This window comes from Malaciobacter canalis (assembly GCF_008000835.1).
Taxonomy (GTDB): Bacteria; Campylobacterota; Campylobacteria; order Campylobacterales; family Arcobacteraceae; genus Malaciobacter; species Malaciobacter canalis.
On sequence record NZ_CP042812.1, the window covers coordinates 1,249,805 to 1,266,263 of the forward strand.

The following is a 16,459-nucleotide window of genomic DNA, read 5'->3' on the forward strand; positions in this document are numbered from 1 at the left end:
TACAAAAGGATTATTATGAGTAATACAGCAAAGATTGGAATAATTACAGCAAGTGATAGAGCAAGTAAGGGAATTTATGAAGATATTAGTGGAAAAGCAATAGTTGATACTATGAATGATTATCTTACTTCTTCTTGGGAGCCTATATATAGATGTATAGAAGATGATCAAAAGACTATTGAAGATACTTTAAAAGAGTTAGTAGATAAAGAGGATTGTTGTTTAGTTGTTACAACAGGTGGAACAGGACCTGCTGCAAGAGATGTAACTCCAGAAGCAACAGAAGCAGTTTGCGATAGAATGATGCCAGGATTTGGTGAATTAATGCGTGCAGAGTCATTGAAGTTTGTTCCAACTGCAATTCTTTCAAGACAAACAGCAGGACTTAGAGGAAGCTCACTGATAGTAAATTTACCTGGAAAACCAAAATCAATTAGAGAGTGTTTAGATGCAGTTTTTCCTGCAATTCCATATTGTATTGATTTAATGGAAGGACCATATTTAGAATGTAATGAAGAGGTAATTAAGCCTTTTAGACCAAAGAAAAAATAGATTCCAAAAGAGCATATGTTACTTAAAAATGTATAAAGAGTGTGGCTTAAGTGTAGAAATAATGTTTTATAATTTTTTTGTGTAACTTTATGTAATAATTTTATTTTTATTTGATAAAAATTATGAAATATAAAAGTAATTTAGTTTTTTATAATTACAATAAATATAACAACAGTAATTTTAAATAAAAGGAATGTTTTGAAACAACTACTTACTGCATTGATTTTATCGATTGCTATGTTTTTTATAGCAAGCATAGCTTTTAGTACTCAACACTCAATTTTATTAGCAATAATAGTGTTACTTGTAGTACTATGGACAAACGAGGGATTACCAATTGGCGTAGTGTCACTTTTGCCTATTCTTTTATTCCCTTCCTTTGATATTATGAGTACAAGTGCTACTACTGCAAACTACTCTAAATCAATTATTTTCCTATTCCTTGGTGGTTTTATGGTGGCAATTGCAACTCAAAAAACTAATTTACATAAATATATTTCAAATAAATTATTAACAATCTTCCCTAATACCCCCAGAGGAATAATTTTTTCATTGGCAATTACTTCAGCTTTTTTAAGTTCACTTATTTCAAATACTACAACTGCTTTACTTTTAATACCTATTGCAATGTTTTTGACAAATGATACAAAATTAAAAGTAAGACTTGTACTTGCTATTGCTTATGGTGCTAGTATTGGTGGTATTGTAACACCTATTGGAACACCTCCAAACTTAATTTTACTAGGTTTTATGGATCAGCATTCAATTGAGGCTATTCCTTTTATAAAATGGATTTTATTAACTGCACCATTGGCTTTTTTAATGTTAACATTAATTCCTTTCTTCTTATCTCTTGGCGTTCAGCATCTAAAATTTGATACACATTTAGAAGATAGGGAACATTTGACAAGTGACCAAAGAAGGCTTATGTATTTTCTTGGTAGTTTAATTCTTTTACTTTTTGTAAATTCAAAAATTGAACCTTTTTATTCTGGTTTAGGTTTAAATGAAAAAGGTATTTTATTAGGATATGGTTTATTGATGTTTATGCCTAAGATTGGGTTTTTAACTTGGGAAGATACAAAGAAAATTCCATATGAAATTATTTTCTTATTTGGTGCAGGTTTTTCTATTGCAGCGGCATTTGCATCAACAGGCTTAGCAAATGAAATTGCACACTATTTACTTGATCTAGTAAATCTTCCTGTTATTTTTCTTATAATATTAGTTGCTGCATTAATAACATTTACAACAGAAGTTACATCAAATACTGCATTGATTTCAATTGCTTTACCAATTATTTATTCTCTTGGTCAAGTAGCAGATGTTAATATGACTCTTATTTTGTTTGTATCAACTATTTGTGCTTCATATGCATTTATGCTTCCTATTGCTACTCCCCCAAATGCCATTGCTATGAGTAGTGGTGCTGTTAAAGTAAAAGATATGGCAAAATTTGGATTATTATTTAATATTTTAGGAATTATTTCTATTACAGTAATTGCTTTAGTATATTGGCAGTTTTATTTATAAAAGTATTATAGCCCTTTGGCTATAATACGCAAATGAAAGATATAATAAAAAAACTAGACTTAACAGAGTATATAGAATCCTTCCAAGAACTTTTTTCAAGAAAAAAATCAATCATACTTGAAGGTGATATAAACTTACATTTTAAACTCATAGAAGAACTTTCAAAGTTTGATATAAATGCACCAAAAGAGGTTGCAAATTTAGATAATTCATTAGTTTATATACAAAAACAAGGTATTTTAAAACTTGATGATATTTATGAATTTACTAAAATAATTAGATACTTTTTATATTTAAAAAGATTTAACTTTGAGGGAAAACTAAAAGAGTGGATAGATAAAATCATCATTCCAAGTGATATTTTAAAGTTAGATGATTACTTTGATTCAAAAGGTAATCTAAAAGAGGGTGTTGATGAAGATTATGACAATATTCAAAATGCTATTTATAAAAATAAAGATTTAATTAGACAAGCTTTATATAAAGTCATAAATTCATCAAAATTAAGACCATATTTAGTTGATTCACAAGTGCATTTAGTAAATGACCAAGAGGCTATTTTAGTAAGAGGTGGATTTAATCATGTAATAAAAGCAACAGTTGTACATAGATCAAACTCTGGATTCTTTTATGTAGTTCCTCACAATATTAGTGAATTAAAACAAAGAAGAAGTGACCTTATAAATAAACAAGAAGAGGTTCTATTAAAGTTTTGTAAACAAATTTCTTCAATGTTTGAAAAGCATTTGATGTTTTTAAAATTTATAAATAAAGAGTTTGATAGAGTTGATCACTACCAAGCAAGACTATTTTTTGCAAAAGCAAATGATAGAAACTTTTTATTACCAAGTAGAAACAATAGTTGTAAACTAGTAGAGTTTAGACATCCCGCACTTCATGGAGCAAAACCTATTACTATTGATTTTACAAAATCAGTTATTATGATTACTGGGGTAAATGCTGGTGGTAAAACTATGATGTTAAAATCTATTTTATCTGCTGTTTTATTGTCTAAATATTTACTTCCATATAATGCACATAAATCTTCACAAATTGGAAGTTTTAAAAATATATTAGCAGTATTAGATGATCCTCAAAGTGTAAAAAATGATATTTCAACTTTTGCAGGAAGAATGGTTGAGTTCTCAACTCTTTTTTCAAAGAAAAATGCAATTGTTGGTGTAGATGAGATAGAACTTGGAACAGACTCAGATGAAGCAGCTAGTTTATTTAAAGTAATAATTGAAGAACTTATAAAAAAAGATATAAAGATTATTATTACAACACATCATAAAAGATTGGCAGCATTACTTGCTTCAAATAGTGATGTAGAATTAGTTGCTGCACTTTATGATGAAAAAAATCAAAGACCAACTTATGAGTTTTTACAAGGTACAATAGGTAAATCTTATGCTTTTGAAACTGCAAGTAGATATGGAATTCCTCACAATATAATCAAACTCGCAAAAAAGGTTTATGGTGAAGATAAAGATAAATTAAACGAACTTATTGAAAGAAGTAGTGAACTTGAAAGAGAATATAAACAAAAAATTGAAAAATTAGATAAAGAGTTAGAAGATACACAAAGAATTAAAAAATCGTTGAAAGAACAAAAAGAAAATCTTGATGAGTTAGTTTATTCTGAAAAATCTAAGCTACACAAAGAGTATAAAGACGCAAGAGAAGAAGCAAAAAAAGCTATAAAAGCAAAAATTTCAAAAGAGGGACATAGACACTTAAATGTTGCTCATACAAAAGCTTCTAGTATAAAAACTCAAAAAATAACTGAAATAGAAGAATTAAAAGTTGGAGATAGAGTTAAGTATAGAACTTCAAAAGGTGTTATTGTCTCAATCAAAGGACAACAAGCTTTCATTGAAAATGATTCAGGAATGAAAATGAAAGTTCCACTTAAAGATTTATCAAGAAGTGGCAATATGCCAAAACCTACTATAAAACCAAAAACAACTGTTACAGTTTCAAAACCAGAAACAGGACATGTAAAGTTAGATTTACATGGACAAAGAGTAGATGAAGCTTTAGAAAATTTAGATAAATTTTTATCTGATGCTTTAATTGCAGGTTTTGATGAAGTATTAGTTTATCATGGAATTGGTACAGGAAAATTAGCAGCAGCAACAAAAAAATATCTTGATAAACATCCTAAAATTAGAAGCTATGAAGATGCCCATCCAAGTAGTGGTGGATTTGGAGCAAAAGTTATAAAACTATAAAATAAAAAAGATTATCTTTTTTATTTTATAGAAACAAATGATTTAATTGAACAATCAATTCTTTCTTTTAAATCACTTGTATCCATATTCATATAATCAGTTTGGATTTTATAAACACTTTTGTTATTTAGCTTAAACTCCATAAGAATATATCCCGCATAAAGTTTTGCTTTTTTGCTTTTTTTACCCTTGTCTTCTTTGTCATTTTCATAAAGATATGCATGAATAGTTAGATTTTTTTTAACACTTTTATCTTCATCTTCATAGTTGCTTATTACATCTTTTATCATTTTTTCTAATTTTTGTTCATCTAAAATATCTTTTAAATTACTTTTCATATATTTTGAATAATCAATACTTATTGATAAATCATAGTTTGAAGTTAGAAAAAGTTCTTTTGCTTCTTGAATATTTGCATTTTTATTTATTTTTTCAAAAGTTGTTGTTTTGTTTTGACAAGATACTCTTTTTGTGTTTAAAGGTTTTTTTGTAACTTGTGTATAAACTCCATAACTAGTTGCTATAATAAACAATCCAATAAAAGCATATAATATTTTATTCATAAATATTCCTTATAAAAATTATAATAAAAGTAAATTGATTAATATTATCAAAAAAACTAATACAAAGTCAATAAATATAGACAAATATAATAAAAATTAATATAACTAAATATATATTATCTTGCTATGTCTATTTGTAAATCGAAGCTTGTAAAGCTTTTACTTGTATTTGCTTTATCTGTTTTTTTAATAATAACTCTATTTTCTTTTATACTTTTTTCACCTATTAAGTATTTATTTATATTCTCTATTCTTTGTTTTGTTAAATTTAAAATTATATCATCTGAAATAACTTGTTTTGATATAATCATATCTTTCATATGGTTTAAATATCTATCTTTTTGGAAAATCTCTTTCTCTTTTTTCTTTACTATAAACTCTTTTTTTAGCTCTTTTAAATTTTTACTATTTTTAAATGAAAGATAGATTTTTTCAATTGCAAGTTGATATTTATCCCCTTGTTTAAACTCTTTCATTGTTTTTTCTATATTTTCTTCGGCTTTTAATTCTTTTAGTTTATTTATATCTTCTTGTGTAAAACTAGGATTTATTTTAATTGCTATATTTGGTCTTTTTTCCATGATTTTTGCAATATTATCTAAAGCTTCTTTTTCTGATGGAAGTATTTTTGCATCTGCAAAATGAAAATCTATTGATTTTATCTCATCTGCTTCAATTCCTAACAATGAAGCTAAAAAACTAAATGGAGCACTAACTGCTTTTACTATTAAATTTGTGAAAGCTTGCCATACAATTGGAGCAATAGCAAACTTTGGATCATCTACATTTCCAGATATTGGAATATCTAAATCAATTATTCCATCAGCATCCTCAAGTAAAGCAATTGCTAATTCTAAAGGTAAAGATACTGCATCTTCACTTTTTACTTCATCTCCAAGTTTTATATCACTAATAACAATGCTATTTTTTGCATCAAGATTTGATTTTTTGATATTGTATTTCAAATCAAGATTTAATTTACCAGTTTCAATTTCTTTTCCTATAAATTTTCCAGAATAAGGAGTAAAGTTTTTAATAGCAATATTTTTAAATAGTAAGTTTACATCTGTAAGCTCTTTTATATTTTCATGATTTACAAGTCCTGTGATTTTTGTATATCCATACTTATCAACTTTGCCCTCAAGCTTAAGTTCTGTTGGCTTTGAACTTGTAGTACTAAACTCTGAAAATTCTCCATTTAGTTTTGAGACTAAAGTTTTAAAAGGAATTGGTAAGTTCTTATCTTCAAAATTTAATGATGCATTTTTTATATTAAAAGGACCAATTTGCATATTTAAACTATTTTTAGTTTCTACATTTTTACTATTTTTAGTAACTTCTTTTTTTAATTCTTTTACTTTATCTTTTTTTGGTAAAGTTATACTAATATAAGGATTTTTTAAAATGCTCTTTTCAATGCTTAGGGTTTTATTAGAAAAATTAAAATTTTTTATACTTAAATCAATATTTTTTGTAACTATTTGATTTTTTAATTTATCACTTAAAAAAAGTGATTTTTTATCTAAGTTTATTATATCAATTTGAATTTTTTCTTTCTCTTTTGATAGGTTTTGTATGTCAAGATTTAGATTGTTTATATTAATACCTAATTTCTCTTTTTTATTTTCAAAATTTACTTTTGGCTCTTTTAGTGATGCTGTTTCTAAAAAGATATTACTGTTTTCAAATCTAAACTTTTCAAAAGTTAAAGATAGATTTTCTAAGTTTAGTTTATTTGTTGTTTTTAAATCTTCATAATTAATATTTGTATTTGAAATATTTGCACTTCTTAGGTCTATATTCCATGGATTTTGTTTTTCTTGTGTTTTTTTGTTTTCTTGTTTTGAGTTATCTTGATTTATTAAAGTTGTTAGGTTTATAACTTCATCTTTAGAACTTATGATGTTTGTTTTAAGAGCATCTAAATTTATGCTATTAATATTTATTTCTTGATTTAAATAGTCTAAAGATAGACTATTTATACTAAAGTTTTTAAAACTAATTAAAGAGTTTTTTTCTTGAATTAATTCAAAATCTTTAATATCTAAGTTTAAATCTTGTATTGATAAATCAATCTTGTCTTTAAAGCTTAGTTGATAACCAAAATTTAAATCAAGTGATGTTTTATCTGATATATCAAAATTTAGCATACTTTTTTTGTATGTAATTAGTTCAGATGGTTTTAACCTTTTTAAATTTACATTTGCATACATAGATAAAGGCTCAATTTTAAATCCACCTTTTAGTGTAAGTAGAGTGTTTTTGTTGATTTTCGTTGTTAGTGTTTGAGAAGCAAGGATATTTTTGAAACTTCCTAAATCATAAAAAGTATAATTTAACTCACTTAGTGTGATTGAAAATGGTTCAATATCACTTTTCTTTTCAAAATTTATTGTTGCATTTTCAATAACTGCCTTACGAATTAAAAAATTTATTAGATTATCACTTGATTGTTCTTTCTCTTGATTATTATTAGTTTTTGTTTCTTTTAAAATTTTTGCAAGATTTATAGTTTGATCTTTGTTTTCTACTATATTTATTAAAGCATTTTTAAGTAAAACTTTTTCAAATCTAATGTGTCTTTTATCAATAGATTTAAATATAGAAAAATCAATATAAAATTTATCAAATGATAAAATAGTACTCTTTTTATCTTTTATCTCAAAGCCTATTAAATTAGCTTCAAAAGTAAAAGGGTTAAATTTTAAATCTTGAATAAAAGCCTGTTTTGTGATGTTTTGGTTGATGATTTCTTGAAGTTTTGGCTTTAAAAAGTAAGGTAACACAAAAAAGCCAAGCAAAGAGTATAAAGCAAATACTGCTATTAATATTTTTAAAAATTTATTGTTTTTCATATAAAACCTTTATTATGGTCTATGTTTATTATAGCAAAATAAACATAACTTAGGTACAATCACACCTAATAAAAGGAGAGAAATTGACAGTTATAGAGTTATTTCAAAAGTTATTAAGGTTTAAATCAATTACACCAGATGATGACAAAGCATTTGATTTTATTGAAGAGTATTTAGGAAATGAGTGGACTTGTATAAATATAGATAAAGAAGATACAAAAAATAGATTTTATTACAAAAAATTCAATAACAATCCACAACATCTGTGTTTTGCTGGACACATTGATGTAGTTCCTACTGGTGAGGGTTGGGATGTTGATCCCTTTGCAGCTGATATTATTGATGGTGTTATAACTGCAAGAGGAACACAAGATATGAAAAGTGGAGTTGCAGCTTATCTTTATGCTTGCAAACATGCAAAAAACTTTGATGGTACACTTTCAATTCTTATGACAAGTGATGAAGAGGGTGAGGGAACTTATGGAACTATTAAAGCACTTGAACATTTAAAAGAGATTGATTTTATTCCACAATATGCAGTCGTAGCAGAACCAACTTGTGAAGAAGTATTTGGAGATGCTATAAAAGTAGGGCGACGAGGAAGTATAAATGGATACATCACTATAAAAGGAAAGCAAGGTCATGCTGCATATCCTGAAAAATGCATAAATCCAGTACATAACTTTGCAGAGATTTTACCAAAAATTGCTGGTCATAATCTTGATGATGGAGATGAATACTTTGCTCCAAGTAAGATGGTGATAACAGATATAAGAGGTGGTATGCAAGTTACAAATGTAACTCCACCAAATCTAAAACTAATGTTCAATGTAAGAAACTCAACAAACACAAAAAGAGAAGATGTTGAAAAGTTCATTCATGAAAAACTTAAGGGATTAGATTATGAGTTTAAAACTACACAAGGCTCATTTCCATTTGTAACAAACAAAGAGTCAAAAGTTGTACGTGCTATGGAAACTTCAATATCAAAAGTACTTGGAGTAACTACAAAGCACTCAACAGCTGGTGGAACAAGTGACGCTAGATATTTTGGAGCTTTTGGAATAGAAGCTATCGAGTTTGGTGTTATAAATGATACTATCCATAGTGTAGGGGAAAGAACAACAGTTAAAGAGGTTGAAGGTTTAACTGATGTTTATGTGGATTTGATTAAAAACTTTTAGATTTGATTACATTATGTAATATCTTTTATTATTTCTATAAATAACTGATAGAATTACTTTATATTTATTATGGAGTAGTTCTATGGAAAACTTACCAAAACAATTGATTGAAAATCAAATCTATGATATTCGTAACTTAAAAGTGATGTTAGATAGTGACTTGGCTTTACTTTATGAAGTAGAAACAAAAAAGTTTTAAACCAAGCTGTAAAAAGGAACATCGATCGCTTTCCAAGTGATTTTATGTTTCAACTCACAAAAGAAGAGCTCGAAGTTTTGCGGTCACAATTTGTGACCACAAAGTTTTCCAAAACAAGAGCTATACCATACGCTTTTACTGAGCAAGGGTCTATATGCTTGCAACGGTACTAAAAAGTAAAGTTGCTACAGATGTAACTATAAATATCATGCGAATCTTTAACAACTAACAACTCAAAAGAATTAGTTGCATTATTTGTATAATATATTTGACAAAATGTAAATAAAATTATAAAATGTCTAATATATTTTACAAAAGAGATAAAATGGATTTAAAAGAACTAGGATTAGAAATAAAAAAATATAGAAAAGAAAGCTCTATCTCCCAATCAAAGATTTGTGATGATTTAAAAATTTCGCGAGCGACACTTTCTTCATTAGAAAATGGAAGAGGTGTGGATGTGGGGATAAAAAAAGTTATGCAAATACTTGATTATTTGGGGTATGAATTTTGTATCAAACAAAAAAGTCTATTTCCTACATTGGAGGATTTGAGAAATGAATGATTTTTTAACTGTAAAGGTTGATTCTAAAGTATCAGGTATTTTGTCCTTTGAAGAAAATGAGTATATTTTTTCTTATAAAACTGAAGATAAAAAAGAGTTTATCTCACTTACTATGCCTGTTCGTGCTAAATCTTGGAATAGTAAAAATCTTCATCCTCTATTTGAAATGCACTTACCTGAGGGTTATTTATTATCTATAATCAAAAAGCATTTTTCAAAGTTCACAAAGACTGATGATTTTGGTTTATTAAAACTTATGTCACCAAATATAAAAGGAAGAGTTTCTTATGAGCAAGATTTAAAAGTAGAGTTAAAACCTCTTGTTTTAGATGATTTACTTCATTCTTCAAATGAAAAATTGTTTGATGAACTGGTATCTAGATTTGCTTTAAATTCACCAATTTCTGGAGTTCAACCAAAGGTTTTAGCTCAAATAGAAAACAAAGCTACATTAAAACTTGAAGATTATATTGTCAAGTCTTGGGGTGAAGAGTACCAAGAACTGGCGCTTAATGAATACTTGTGTATGAGAGTTGTTCAAAAAGCAAATATTTGTGTACCTGAATTTTATTTATCCCAAGATAGAAAACTTTTTATCATGAAAAGATTTGATATAAAAGAGGACAACACTTATTTAGGTTTTGAAGATATGTGCGTACTTTTTGGGAAAAATCGTGATGACAAATATGAAGGGACTTATGAACAAATAGCAAAAAACATAAAGACTTTTGTATCACCCAAATATAAAAAAGAGTCTTTAGCAAACTTTTTTAAAATGATAGTTATAAATTTTTTATTAAAAAATGGAGATGCTCACCTTAAAAACTTTGGCTTGATTTATGAAGATATTTCAAATATAAAATTGGCTCCTGCTTATGATGTGGTAACTACAACAGTGTATATCAAAAATGATATACCAGCACTTCATCTTTTAGGAAGTAAAAAATGGTGGAAAGAAAAGCAACTTCTAAGGTTTGGTATAGAATTTTGTGATTTGACAGCAAAAGAGGTTAAAGAACTTTATGAACTATGTGTAAAAGCAAAAGATGAGATTATAGAAGAAGCAAAGAGTTATAAAAAAGATGAAGAACTATCAGAATTTATTGATAATTTGATTGAAAAATGGTCTTAGAAAGTATAAAATGCAAATAATAAATTACAATAAAAACTATTCAAAACAAATACCTGAACTATTTACAAACAGCATTCACAAAACATGCAATAAAGATTATACAAAAGAGCAGTTAAATGCTTGGGCAAAGTTAGATATTGATTATGAGGCTTGGGAAAAAAGATTAGATAAAACAAAACCATATTTAGCTATACATGATGAAAAGTTAGTTGGTTTTGCAGAGTTTTATGAAGATTATATTGATTGTTTTTATGTACATCATGAGTATCAAGGAAAAGGGCTTGGAAAAGCATTGCTACTTTATATTTTAAAAAAAGCAAGACAAAATGAGATTAAAAAATTAAGAGTTGATGCAAGTATTACTGCAAAACCTTTCTTTGAAAAGTATGGGTTTATAGTAGTAAAGAGAAATATTATACAAAGAGATAATCAATTACTTATTAATTATTTAATGACTTTTAATTAGAAAGATATTATAGTAATGCATAATTGAAATTTATTTATTTTTATAAGTAAAAAAGGAAAACAAATGGAACAAAATAGTAAAACAAACTTTTTTATTTTGGGGGTATTTATATTTTTGGGTTTAAGTACTTTAGGATATTTTTTTAAAAATGCTGTTGTTGAGTATAAGCAGTATGATAGAAGTGTCAAAGTAAAAGGTCTGTCGGAAAAAGAGTATAAAGCAGATATTGTTATTTGGCCGATTTCTTATACGCAAGTTAGTAACAATCTTGAAGAGTTGTATAAAACAGTAGAGCAAAACAATGAAAAAATAGATGATTTTTTGAGTTCAAATGGTATAAAGAAAAATGAAATAAGTTTTTCTGCTCCTATAATTACAGATAAAGTTGCACAACAGTATGGAAGTGAAAAAATAAACTATAGATATAATGCAAAACAAACAATAACTGTATATTCAAAAAATATTGATAAAGTAAGAGATGTAAAAAAATCTTTATCAAAACTTGGAAAACAAGGCATTGTTTTTTCAGGAAATGACTACAATAATAAAACAGAGTATATTTTTACAAGGTTAAATGAAGTAAAACCTAAAATGATAGAAGAAGCTACAAAAAAAGCAAGAGAAGTTGCTCAAAAATTTGCAATAGACTCAAATAGTAAATTAGGCAAGATAAAAAAAGCTTCGCAAGGTCAATTTTCAATCTCACAAAGAGATAAAAACAACCCTCAAATAAAAAAAATAAGAGTTGTTTCAACAGTTGAGTATTATTTAACTGATTGATTTATGAGGGTATGTTTTTTCTCTATTTTGAAATGATAAAACTAATTTATTAAGAATTGTTCCAGAATCTATATTGATAGCTTTTTGAATAGTTTGAGATTTATGCCAATTTTCTTTGCCTGTTAAGAATATTGGTAAATATACAATTAAAGCAGCGGAAATAGAACGCGTAGCACTTTCCCACAAGTAACTAGGCGTGTGATCTACTGCATAGTAGTCTGTTGTATGATATTTAAACATTGGGTTTTTAAAAGTGGTGGGTTTTGCAAAGAAAAAGCCCATTTTCTCATCACAACTAATATCTATAATTAGACTATTTGGCTTTAAAGATTGACTCTCTTTTTCAATTAGAAAATCAGTGGGATTTGTAGTATCTTGAAAAATTCCATTAACTATAATATCAGCTTGACTAATTAGTTCTTCAAGTGGTGTTATAAAACCATCGTGTTCTACAACTTCCATTCGAGAATCATCTGTATTTCCTTCTTGTATTCTTACATAATGACAATCTAAAATCTCTTCTCTAACTTCATGATCTGGTCGTTGAACACAAATAGTAATATCTCTAAAACCATGTGCTTTTAAAGCATATATTGCCCCACGACTAACTGCACCAAATCCAAAGATTATAGTTTTTCTTTGATTCCCATAATGTCCATCTATTCCTTTTAGTTGTAAAGCATGTAAAACAGCACAATATCCTGCCATTTCGTTATTTTTATAAAAGGTGTGTCTTCCTATTTGACCTGTGGGCGACCAAATAAACATATCTTCAAAGGCTATAAGTGTTAGTTTTCTTTCTATTGCAATTTGTGTTATATCTTCTTGTTGTACACAATGTACATATCCCCAAATTGTTCCACCAATTTTTAACTCTTTTAAATCTTCAAGAATAGGTTTGTTTATTATTACTGTTCCTATTTTTGATAATAAATTATGTCTTGTATCAACACCACCACTTAAAGCTATGATTTTTTCATCTGAAAAACCAAAAGGTTCACCATATCCTTTTTCAAATATTAATTGTTCTCTTAAATTTTTTGGAATACGAATTAAATGTTCAGGGTGAATTGGAAGTCTTTTTTCATCTACTTTTTTTGAAGTTCCAATGACTCCTATTTTCAATTTATTCATCTTGTCATTTCCTTTGTTGAATAAGTAAGTATGACCTTATGGACGAAGATGTAAGTTCCGTAGATATGTCTGCTATCATTTTAGTGTATCTAAATAAAATTTTTAAAGCAAATGAACTATAACAATAATTTAATTATTTAAAAGCCTTTGGTTTCCAAGTAAAATTATACTAATTCCTACAAAGATGATAAGTGAACCAATAATATCATATTTTGAAAAGCTTTGTTTCTCTACAAAAAAAAGCCAAGCCAAAGAAGATATAATATAAACACCACCATAAACAGCATAAGCTCGTCCAGCAAACTCTAAGTCTACTTTTGTAAGTAAAAATGCAAATAGTATAAGAGAAATAGTTCCAACGAAAAGCCAAAAAGATGATTTTTGAAGTTTAAATACCATCCAAAAACTATAACAACCAAGTATCTCAAAAAATGCTGCCAAAAAATATATACTAAACTCTTTTATCAAAAGAACTCCAAATGTTAATTTTAGTATTGAAAATCATTACTAAATTGAACTTTATATAAACTATGATTAAAGAAAAGTTAAAAATTTAATATATTGAGTTTTATGTAAATTATAAAAGAAGTTTGATAAACTAAAAAAATAATTCAGTATTTTTGTATGCCAAATATAATAACTGTATTATGTAGCTTTTAGATTTAGAATTAGTGATATTACACATTAATGAGGAGAGAATAAGATGTTTATAATTAATTTAAATTATGAAAAACCATTAGAAGAGGTTGATAAGTATTTAGATGCACACCTTAAATACTTAGAAGAACAATATAGCTTAGGAAACTTTGTAGCTTCAGGTAAAAAAATACCAAGAACAGGTGGAGTTATCCTTTCAAAAATGAATTTTTTAACAGATTTAAAAAAGGTTTTAAGACAAGACCCTTTTCATAAAGCAAATTTAGCAACTTACGAAATTACTGAGTTTGTTCCTTCAATGACAGCAAAAGAGTTTGAGGGTTTAAAAGAACTTACATAAATAACTTATTAACTTAGAAGTTTAAACTTCTAAGTTAATTTCTACTAAATACAAAAAATTTACAAAAAATGTGATATTATTTCTGTTGATTTTAATACTATTATTTACAATATCAAGGAGAATTATGTTTAAAATTTTTATAATTTTAATATTGTGTGTGTTTAATGTTGCATATGCAACTAATACAGAACAAATAAATTTAGTCGATACTTGGGTTGGTATAACAACTCTTGGTGTTTTTATTGTTGGATATTATGTGATTGCAAATGAAGAAAAATATGATGTAGATAAATCACTTCCTGCACTTTTTGTTGGAATATTTACATTTTTATTGATTGCAGTTTATTTTATACTAAATGGTTTAGATATAAAGCTTGTACATGAAGAAGCTGAAAATGTTATTCTTGAAATTGCAGAGATATTTTTCTTTTTATTTGTAGCAATGACATATATTGAATCTTTAATTTATATGGGTGTTTTTGATAAATTAAAATATAATCTTGTATCAAAAGGATTTACTTATAAAAAACTTTTTTGGGCAACAGGTTTTATTGCTTTTTTCTTATCTCCAATTGCTGATAATTTAACAACAGCACTTATTTTATCAACTGTTTTAATAACTATTGAAAAACAAAAAAAAGAGTTTTTAGTTCCAGGAGCTATAAATATAGTAGTTGCTGCAAATGCAGGAGGTGCATGGTCGCCTTTTGGTGATATTACTACACTTATGGTATGGAGTTCAGGAAAAGGTGATTTCTTAGACTTTATTTATCTATTTCCAGCTTCAATTGTAGGGTATTTGATTACTGCTTTTTTACTCTCTCTTGTTGTACCAAATACAAAACCAGAATTTGATGCAAATATACCTATTCCTAAGATGAAAGAGGGTGCAAAAGCTATAATAATACTTGGAATTTTAACAATTGTTATGGCAGTAGTTTCTCATCAAGTTTTAGATTTTCCAGCTATGTGGGGAATGATGGGTGGATTGGTTTTATTGAAAATATATTCATATAAACTAAAAAAAGAGTATGGAAGTGAGCATTTTGATATATTTCAATCTATGTCAAAAATAGAAAATAATACACTTATGTTTTTCTTTGGTATTTTAGCAGCTGTTGGTGCATTGTATTTTGTTGGTTGGCTAACACTTGCTTCTGTAATTTATGAGCCAAACTATTTAGGAGCAACATATTCAAATATTGCAGTTGGTTTTTTATCAGCAATAGTTGATAATGTTCCTGTAATGTCAGCAATATTAAAAGCAAATCCAAATATGGATCATGCAAATTGGTTATTAGTTACATTAACAGCTGGAATTGGAGGTTCTTTAATTTCATTTGGAAGTGCTGCTGGAGTAGGGGTTATGGGTAAATTAAAAGGTATTTACACATTTAATAGCCATATGAAATATGCATGGATGATATTGATTGGTTACTTTGTATCTATTGCTATTTGGTATGTGCAGTTTGATATTTTAAAGTTTTATTAATCATAATTTTAAACTACTATATTATTATAGTAGTTTAATTAAGTTCAAGGAGGAATAATGCAAAAAATCGCAGAAGTTTTATATGTAAAAGTAGGTAAGGTTCAAACAACTACATTAAAAAACAGCAAAAGAAAAGAGTTAGTAACTGCTATGAAAAAACATCCTGTAAAAGAAGCTTTTCTAACTAAAACAGGATTTAAACAAGATGAACAAGCTGATTTAAAACACCATGGTGGAGAAAATAAAGCACTATTTATGTTTTCAAAAAGAAGCTATGAAAAAATAAATCAAAATTGCAATACAAATTTTAAAGTTGATGAAGTGGCAAACTTAGGAGAAAATCTAATATTATCTGATGTTTGTGAAGATGATATATGTGTAGGAGATATTTTTAATATAGGTGAAGCACAAGTACAAATAACTCAACCAAGACAACCTTGTTGGAAGTTAAGTGCAAGCACAAAAATAAAACAAATGACAAAGTTTATTTTTAATAGTGGTCTTACAGGTTGGTATACAAAGGTTTTAAAAGAGGGAACTATAAAACAAAGTGATTTTTTAATTTTAATAAAAAGAGAAGAACCTCTACTTACCATATCTAAACTAAATAGTCTAATCTTAGATGTAAATAGTGATAAAGAAGCAACTTTAAAAGCTTTAAGTAGCGAGTTCTTAGGCAAACCTTTTAAAGCATCACTTGAAAAAAGATATAACTTAGGACAAAATGATAAACAGTTTGATATTTATCATACTTAATAACAATAAAATTTTCG

The 16,459-nt window shown here is 27.0% G+C and carries 17 protein-coding genes; 13 read left to right on the forward strand and 4 right to left on the reverse strand.

Annotated elements, in window-relative coordinates; translation table 11 throughout:
* The first annotated feature begins 15 nt into the window (after window positions 1-15).
* From mog to ACAN_RS06330, 3 genes are all read left to right on the forward strand, one after another.
* On the forward strand, window positions 16-552 hold the full coding sequence (gene mog / locus ACAN_RS06320; RefSeq protein ID WP_099335117.1) for a molybdopterin adenylyltransferase: 537 nt from the start codon (window positions 16-18) through the stop codon (window positions 550-552).
* A gap of 198 nt (window positions 553-750) precedes the next feature.
* Window positions 751-2,085 carry an SLC13 family permease gene (locus ACAN_RS06325; RefSeq protein WP_099335118.1) on the forward strand — a complete coding sequence of 445 codons (1,335 nt, stop codon included), beginning with the start codon at window positions 751-753 and terminating at the stop codon, window positions 2,083-2,085.
* A gap of 32 nt (window positions 2,086-2,117) precedes the next feature.
* Window positions 2,118-4,319, forward strand: a complete 2,202-nt coding sequence (locus ACAN_RS06330) for an endonuclease MutS2 (RefSeq protein ID WP_099335119.1) — start codon at window positions 2,118-2,120, stop codon at window positions 4,317-4,319.
* Between the two features lie 20 nt (window positions 4,320-4,339).
* Here the strand turns inward: ACAN_RS06330 and ACAN_RS06335 are convergent, their stop codons facing one another.
* Window positions 4,340-4,882 (reverse strand): hypothetical protein, encoded by a 543-nt coding sequence (locus tag ACAN_RS06335; protein ID WP_099335120.1) that lies wholly within the window; start codon window positions 4,880-4,882, stop codon window positions 4,340-4,342.
* Between the two features lie 116 nt (window positions 4,883-4,998).
* The gene (locus ACAN_RS06340; protein WP_099335121.1) at window positions 4,999-7,737 is read right to left on the reverse strand and encodes a DUF748 domain-containing protein; all 2,739 of its coding nucleotides are present in this window, start codon (window positions 7,735-7,737) and stop codon (window positions 4,999-5,001) included.
* Between the two features lie 83 nt (window positions 7,738-7,820).
* Here ACAN_RS06340 and dapE point away from each other — a divergent pair, with 83 nt between their 5' ends.
* From dapE to ACAN_RS06370, 7 genes are all read left to right on the forward strand, one after another.
* Window positions 7,821-8,921 (forward strand): succinyl-diaminopimelate desuccinylase, encoded by a 1,101-nt coding sequence (dapE, locus tag ACAN_RS06345; RefSeq protein WP_099335122.1) that lies wholly within the window; start codon window positions 7,821-7,823, stop codon window positions 8,919-8,921.
* A gap of 82 nt (window positions 8,922-9,003) precedes the next feature.
* Complete coding sequence (locus ACAN_RS14105) at window positions 9,004-9,120, forward strand: ORF6N domain-containing protein (protein ID WP_265734245.1); 117 nt, start codon at window positions 9,004-9,006, stop codon at window positions 9,118-9,120.
* A gap of 20 nt (window positions 9,121-9,140) precedes the next feature.
* On the forward strand, window positions 9,141-9,293 hold the full coding sequence (locus ACAN_RS14110) for an ORF6N domain-containing protein (protein WP_322853530.1): 153 nt from the start codon (window positions 9,141-9,143) through the stop codon (window positions 9,291-9,293).
* A 152-nt stretch (window positions 9,294-9,445) separates the two neighbouring features.
* On the forward strand, window positions 9,446-9,685 hold the full coding sequence (locus ACAN_RS06355) for a helix-turn-helix domain-containing protein (protein ID WP_099335123.1): 240 nt from the start codon (window positions 9,446-9,448) through the stop codon (window positions 9,683-9,685).
* Window positions 9,678-10,817: a type II toxin-antitoxin system HipA family toxin gene (locus ACAN_RS06360; protein WP_099335124.1), complete on the forward strand. Its 1,140-nt coding sequence runs from the start codon at window positions 9,678-9,680 to the stop codon at window positions 10,815-10,817. Before ACAN_RS06355 ends, ACAN_RS06360 begins: the two co-directional genes overlap by 8 nt.
* A gap of 10 nt (window positions 10,818-10,827) precedes the next feature.
* A complete protein-coding gene (locus ACAN_RS06365) occupies window positions 10,828-11,283 on the forward strand; it encodes a GNAT family N-acetyltransferase (RefSeq protein WP_129587515.1) in 456 nt (151 codons plus the stop codon).
* Between the two features lie 63 nt (window positions 11,284-11,346).
* Window positions 11,347-12,063 (forward strand): SIMPL domain-containing protein, encoded by a 717-nt coding sequence (locus ACAN_RS06370; RefSeq protein ID WP_099335126.1) that lies wholly within the window; start codon window positions 11,347-11,349, stop codon window positions 12,061-12,063.
* On the opposite strand, the gene ACAN_RS06375 is transcribed toward ACAN_RS06370, so the two are convergent.
* Window positions 12,052-13,197 carry a N(5)-(carboxyethyl)ornithine synthase gene (locus ACAN_RS06375; RefSeq protein WP_099335127.1) on the reverse strand — a complete coding sequence of 382 codons (1,146 nt, stop codon included), beginning with the start codon at window positions 13,195-13,197 and terminating at the stop codon, window positions 12,052-12,054. The two genes, ACAN_RS06370 and ACAN_RS06375, sit on opposite strands and share 12 nt — an antisense overlap.
* Window positions 13,198-13,326: 129 nt before the next feature.
* Window positions 13,327-13,665 carry a YnfA family protein gene (locus tag ACAN_RS06380; protein ID WP_196778783.1) on the reverse strand — a complete coding sequence of 113 codons (339 nt, stop codon included), beginning with the start codon at window positions 13,663-13,665 and terminating at the stop codon, window positions 13,327-13,329.
* 235 nt (window positions 13,666-13,900) lie between these two features.
* On the opposite strand from ACAN_RS06380, the gene ACAN_RS06385 reads away from it, so the two are divergent.
* The 3 genes from ACAN_RS06385 to ACAN_RS06395 all read left to right on the forward strand — a co-directional run bounded on the left by ACAN_RS06385 (window position 13,901) and on the right by ACAN_RS06395 (window position 16,442).
* Window positions 13,901-14,194: a YciI family protein gene (locus tag ACAN_RS06385; protein WP_079578889.1), complete on the forward strand. Its 294-nt coding sequence runs from the start codon at window positions 13,901-13,903 to the stop codon at window positions 14,192-14,194.
* 124 nt (window positions 14,195-14,318) lie between these two features.
* Window positions 14,319-15,686: a sodium:proton antiporter NhaD gene (nhaD, locus tag ACAN_RS06390; RefSeq protein ID WP_099312644.1), complete on the forward strand. Its 1,368-nt coding sequence runs from the start codon at window positions 14,319-14,321 to the stop codon at window positions 15,684-15,686.
* 57 nt (window positions 15,687-15,743) lie between these two features.
* Entirely contained in the window at window positions 15,744-16,442 is a 699-nt protein-coding gene (locus ACAN_RS06395) for an MOSC domain-containing protein (RefSeq protein ID WP_170233022.1), read from the forward strand.
* Window positions 16,443-16,459 lie beyond the last annotated feature (17 nt).

Excerpts from the sequence above, each read along its gene's own strand:
- ACAN_RS06335 (WP_099335120.1), bottom strand. The coding sequence starts at position 4,882 with ATGAATAAAATATTATATGCTTTTATTGGATTGTTTATTATAGCAACT.
- ACAN_RS06370 (WP_099335126.1), top strand. The coding sequence starts at position 11,347 with ATGGAACAAAATAGTAAAACAAACTTTTTTATTTTGGGGGTATTTATA.
- mog (WP_099335117.1), top strand. The coding sequence starts at position 16 with ATGAGTAATACAGCAAAGATTGGAATAATTACAGCAAGTGATAGAGCA.
- ACAN_RS06355 (WP_099335123.1), top strand. The coding sequence starts at position 9,446 with ATGGATTTAAAAGAACTAGGATTAGAAATAAAAAAATATAGAAAAGAA.
- ACAN_RS06365 (WP_129587515.1), top strand. The coding sequence starts at position 10,828 with ATGCAAATAATAAATTACAATAAAAACTATTCAAAACAAATACCTGAA.
- ACAN_RS06360 (WP_099335124.1), top strand. The coding sequence starts at position 9,678 with ATGAATGATTTTTTAACTGTAAAGGTTGATTCTAAAGTATCAGGTATT.
- ACAN_RS14105 (WP_265734245.1), top strand. The coding sequence starts at position 9,004 with ATGGAAAACTTACCAAAACAATTGATTGAAAATCAAATCTATGATATT.
- ACAN_RS06395 (WP_170233022.1), top strand. The coding sequence starts at position 15,744 with ATGCAAAAAATCGCAGAAGTTTTATATGTAAAAGTAGGTAAGGTTCAA.
- ACAN_RS06330 (WP_099335119.1), top strand. The coding sequence starts at position 2,118 with ATGAAAGATATAATAAAAAAACTAGACTTAACAGAGTATATAGAATCC.
- ACAN_RS06340 (WP_099335121.1), bottom strand. The coding sequence starts at position 7,737 with ATGAAAAACAATAAATTTTTAAAAATATTAATAGCAGTATTTGCTTTA.
- nhaD (WP_099312644.1), top strand. The coding sequence starts at position 14,319 with ATGTTTAAAATTTTTATAATTTTAATATTGTGTGTGTTTAATGTTGCA.
- ACAN_RS06385 (WP_079578889.1), top strand. The coding sequence starts at position 13,901 with ATGTTTATAATTAATTTAAATTATGAAAAACCATTAGAAGAGGTTGAT.
- ACAN_RS06375 (WP_099335127.1), bottom strand. The coding sequence starts at position 13,197 with ATGAATAAATTGAAAATAGGAGTCATTGGAACTTCAAAAAAAGTAGAT.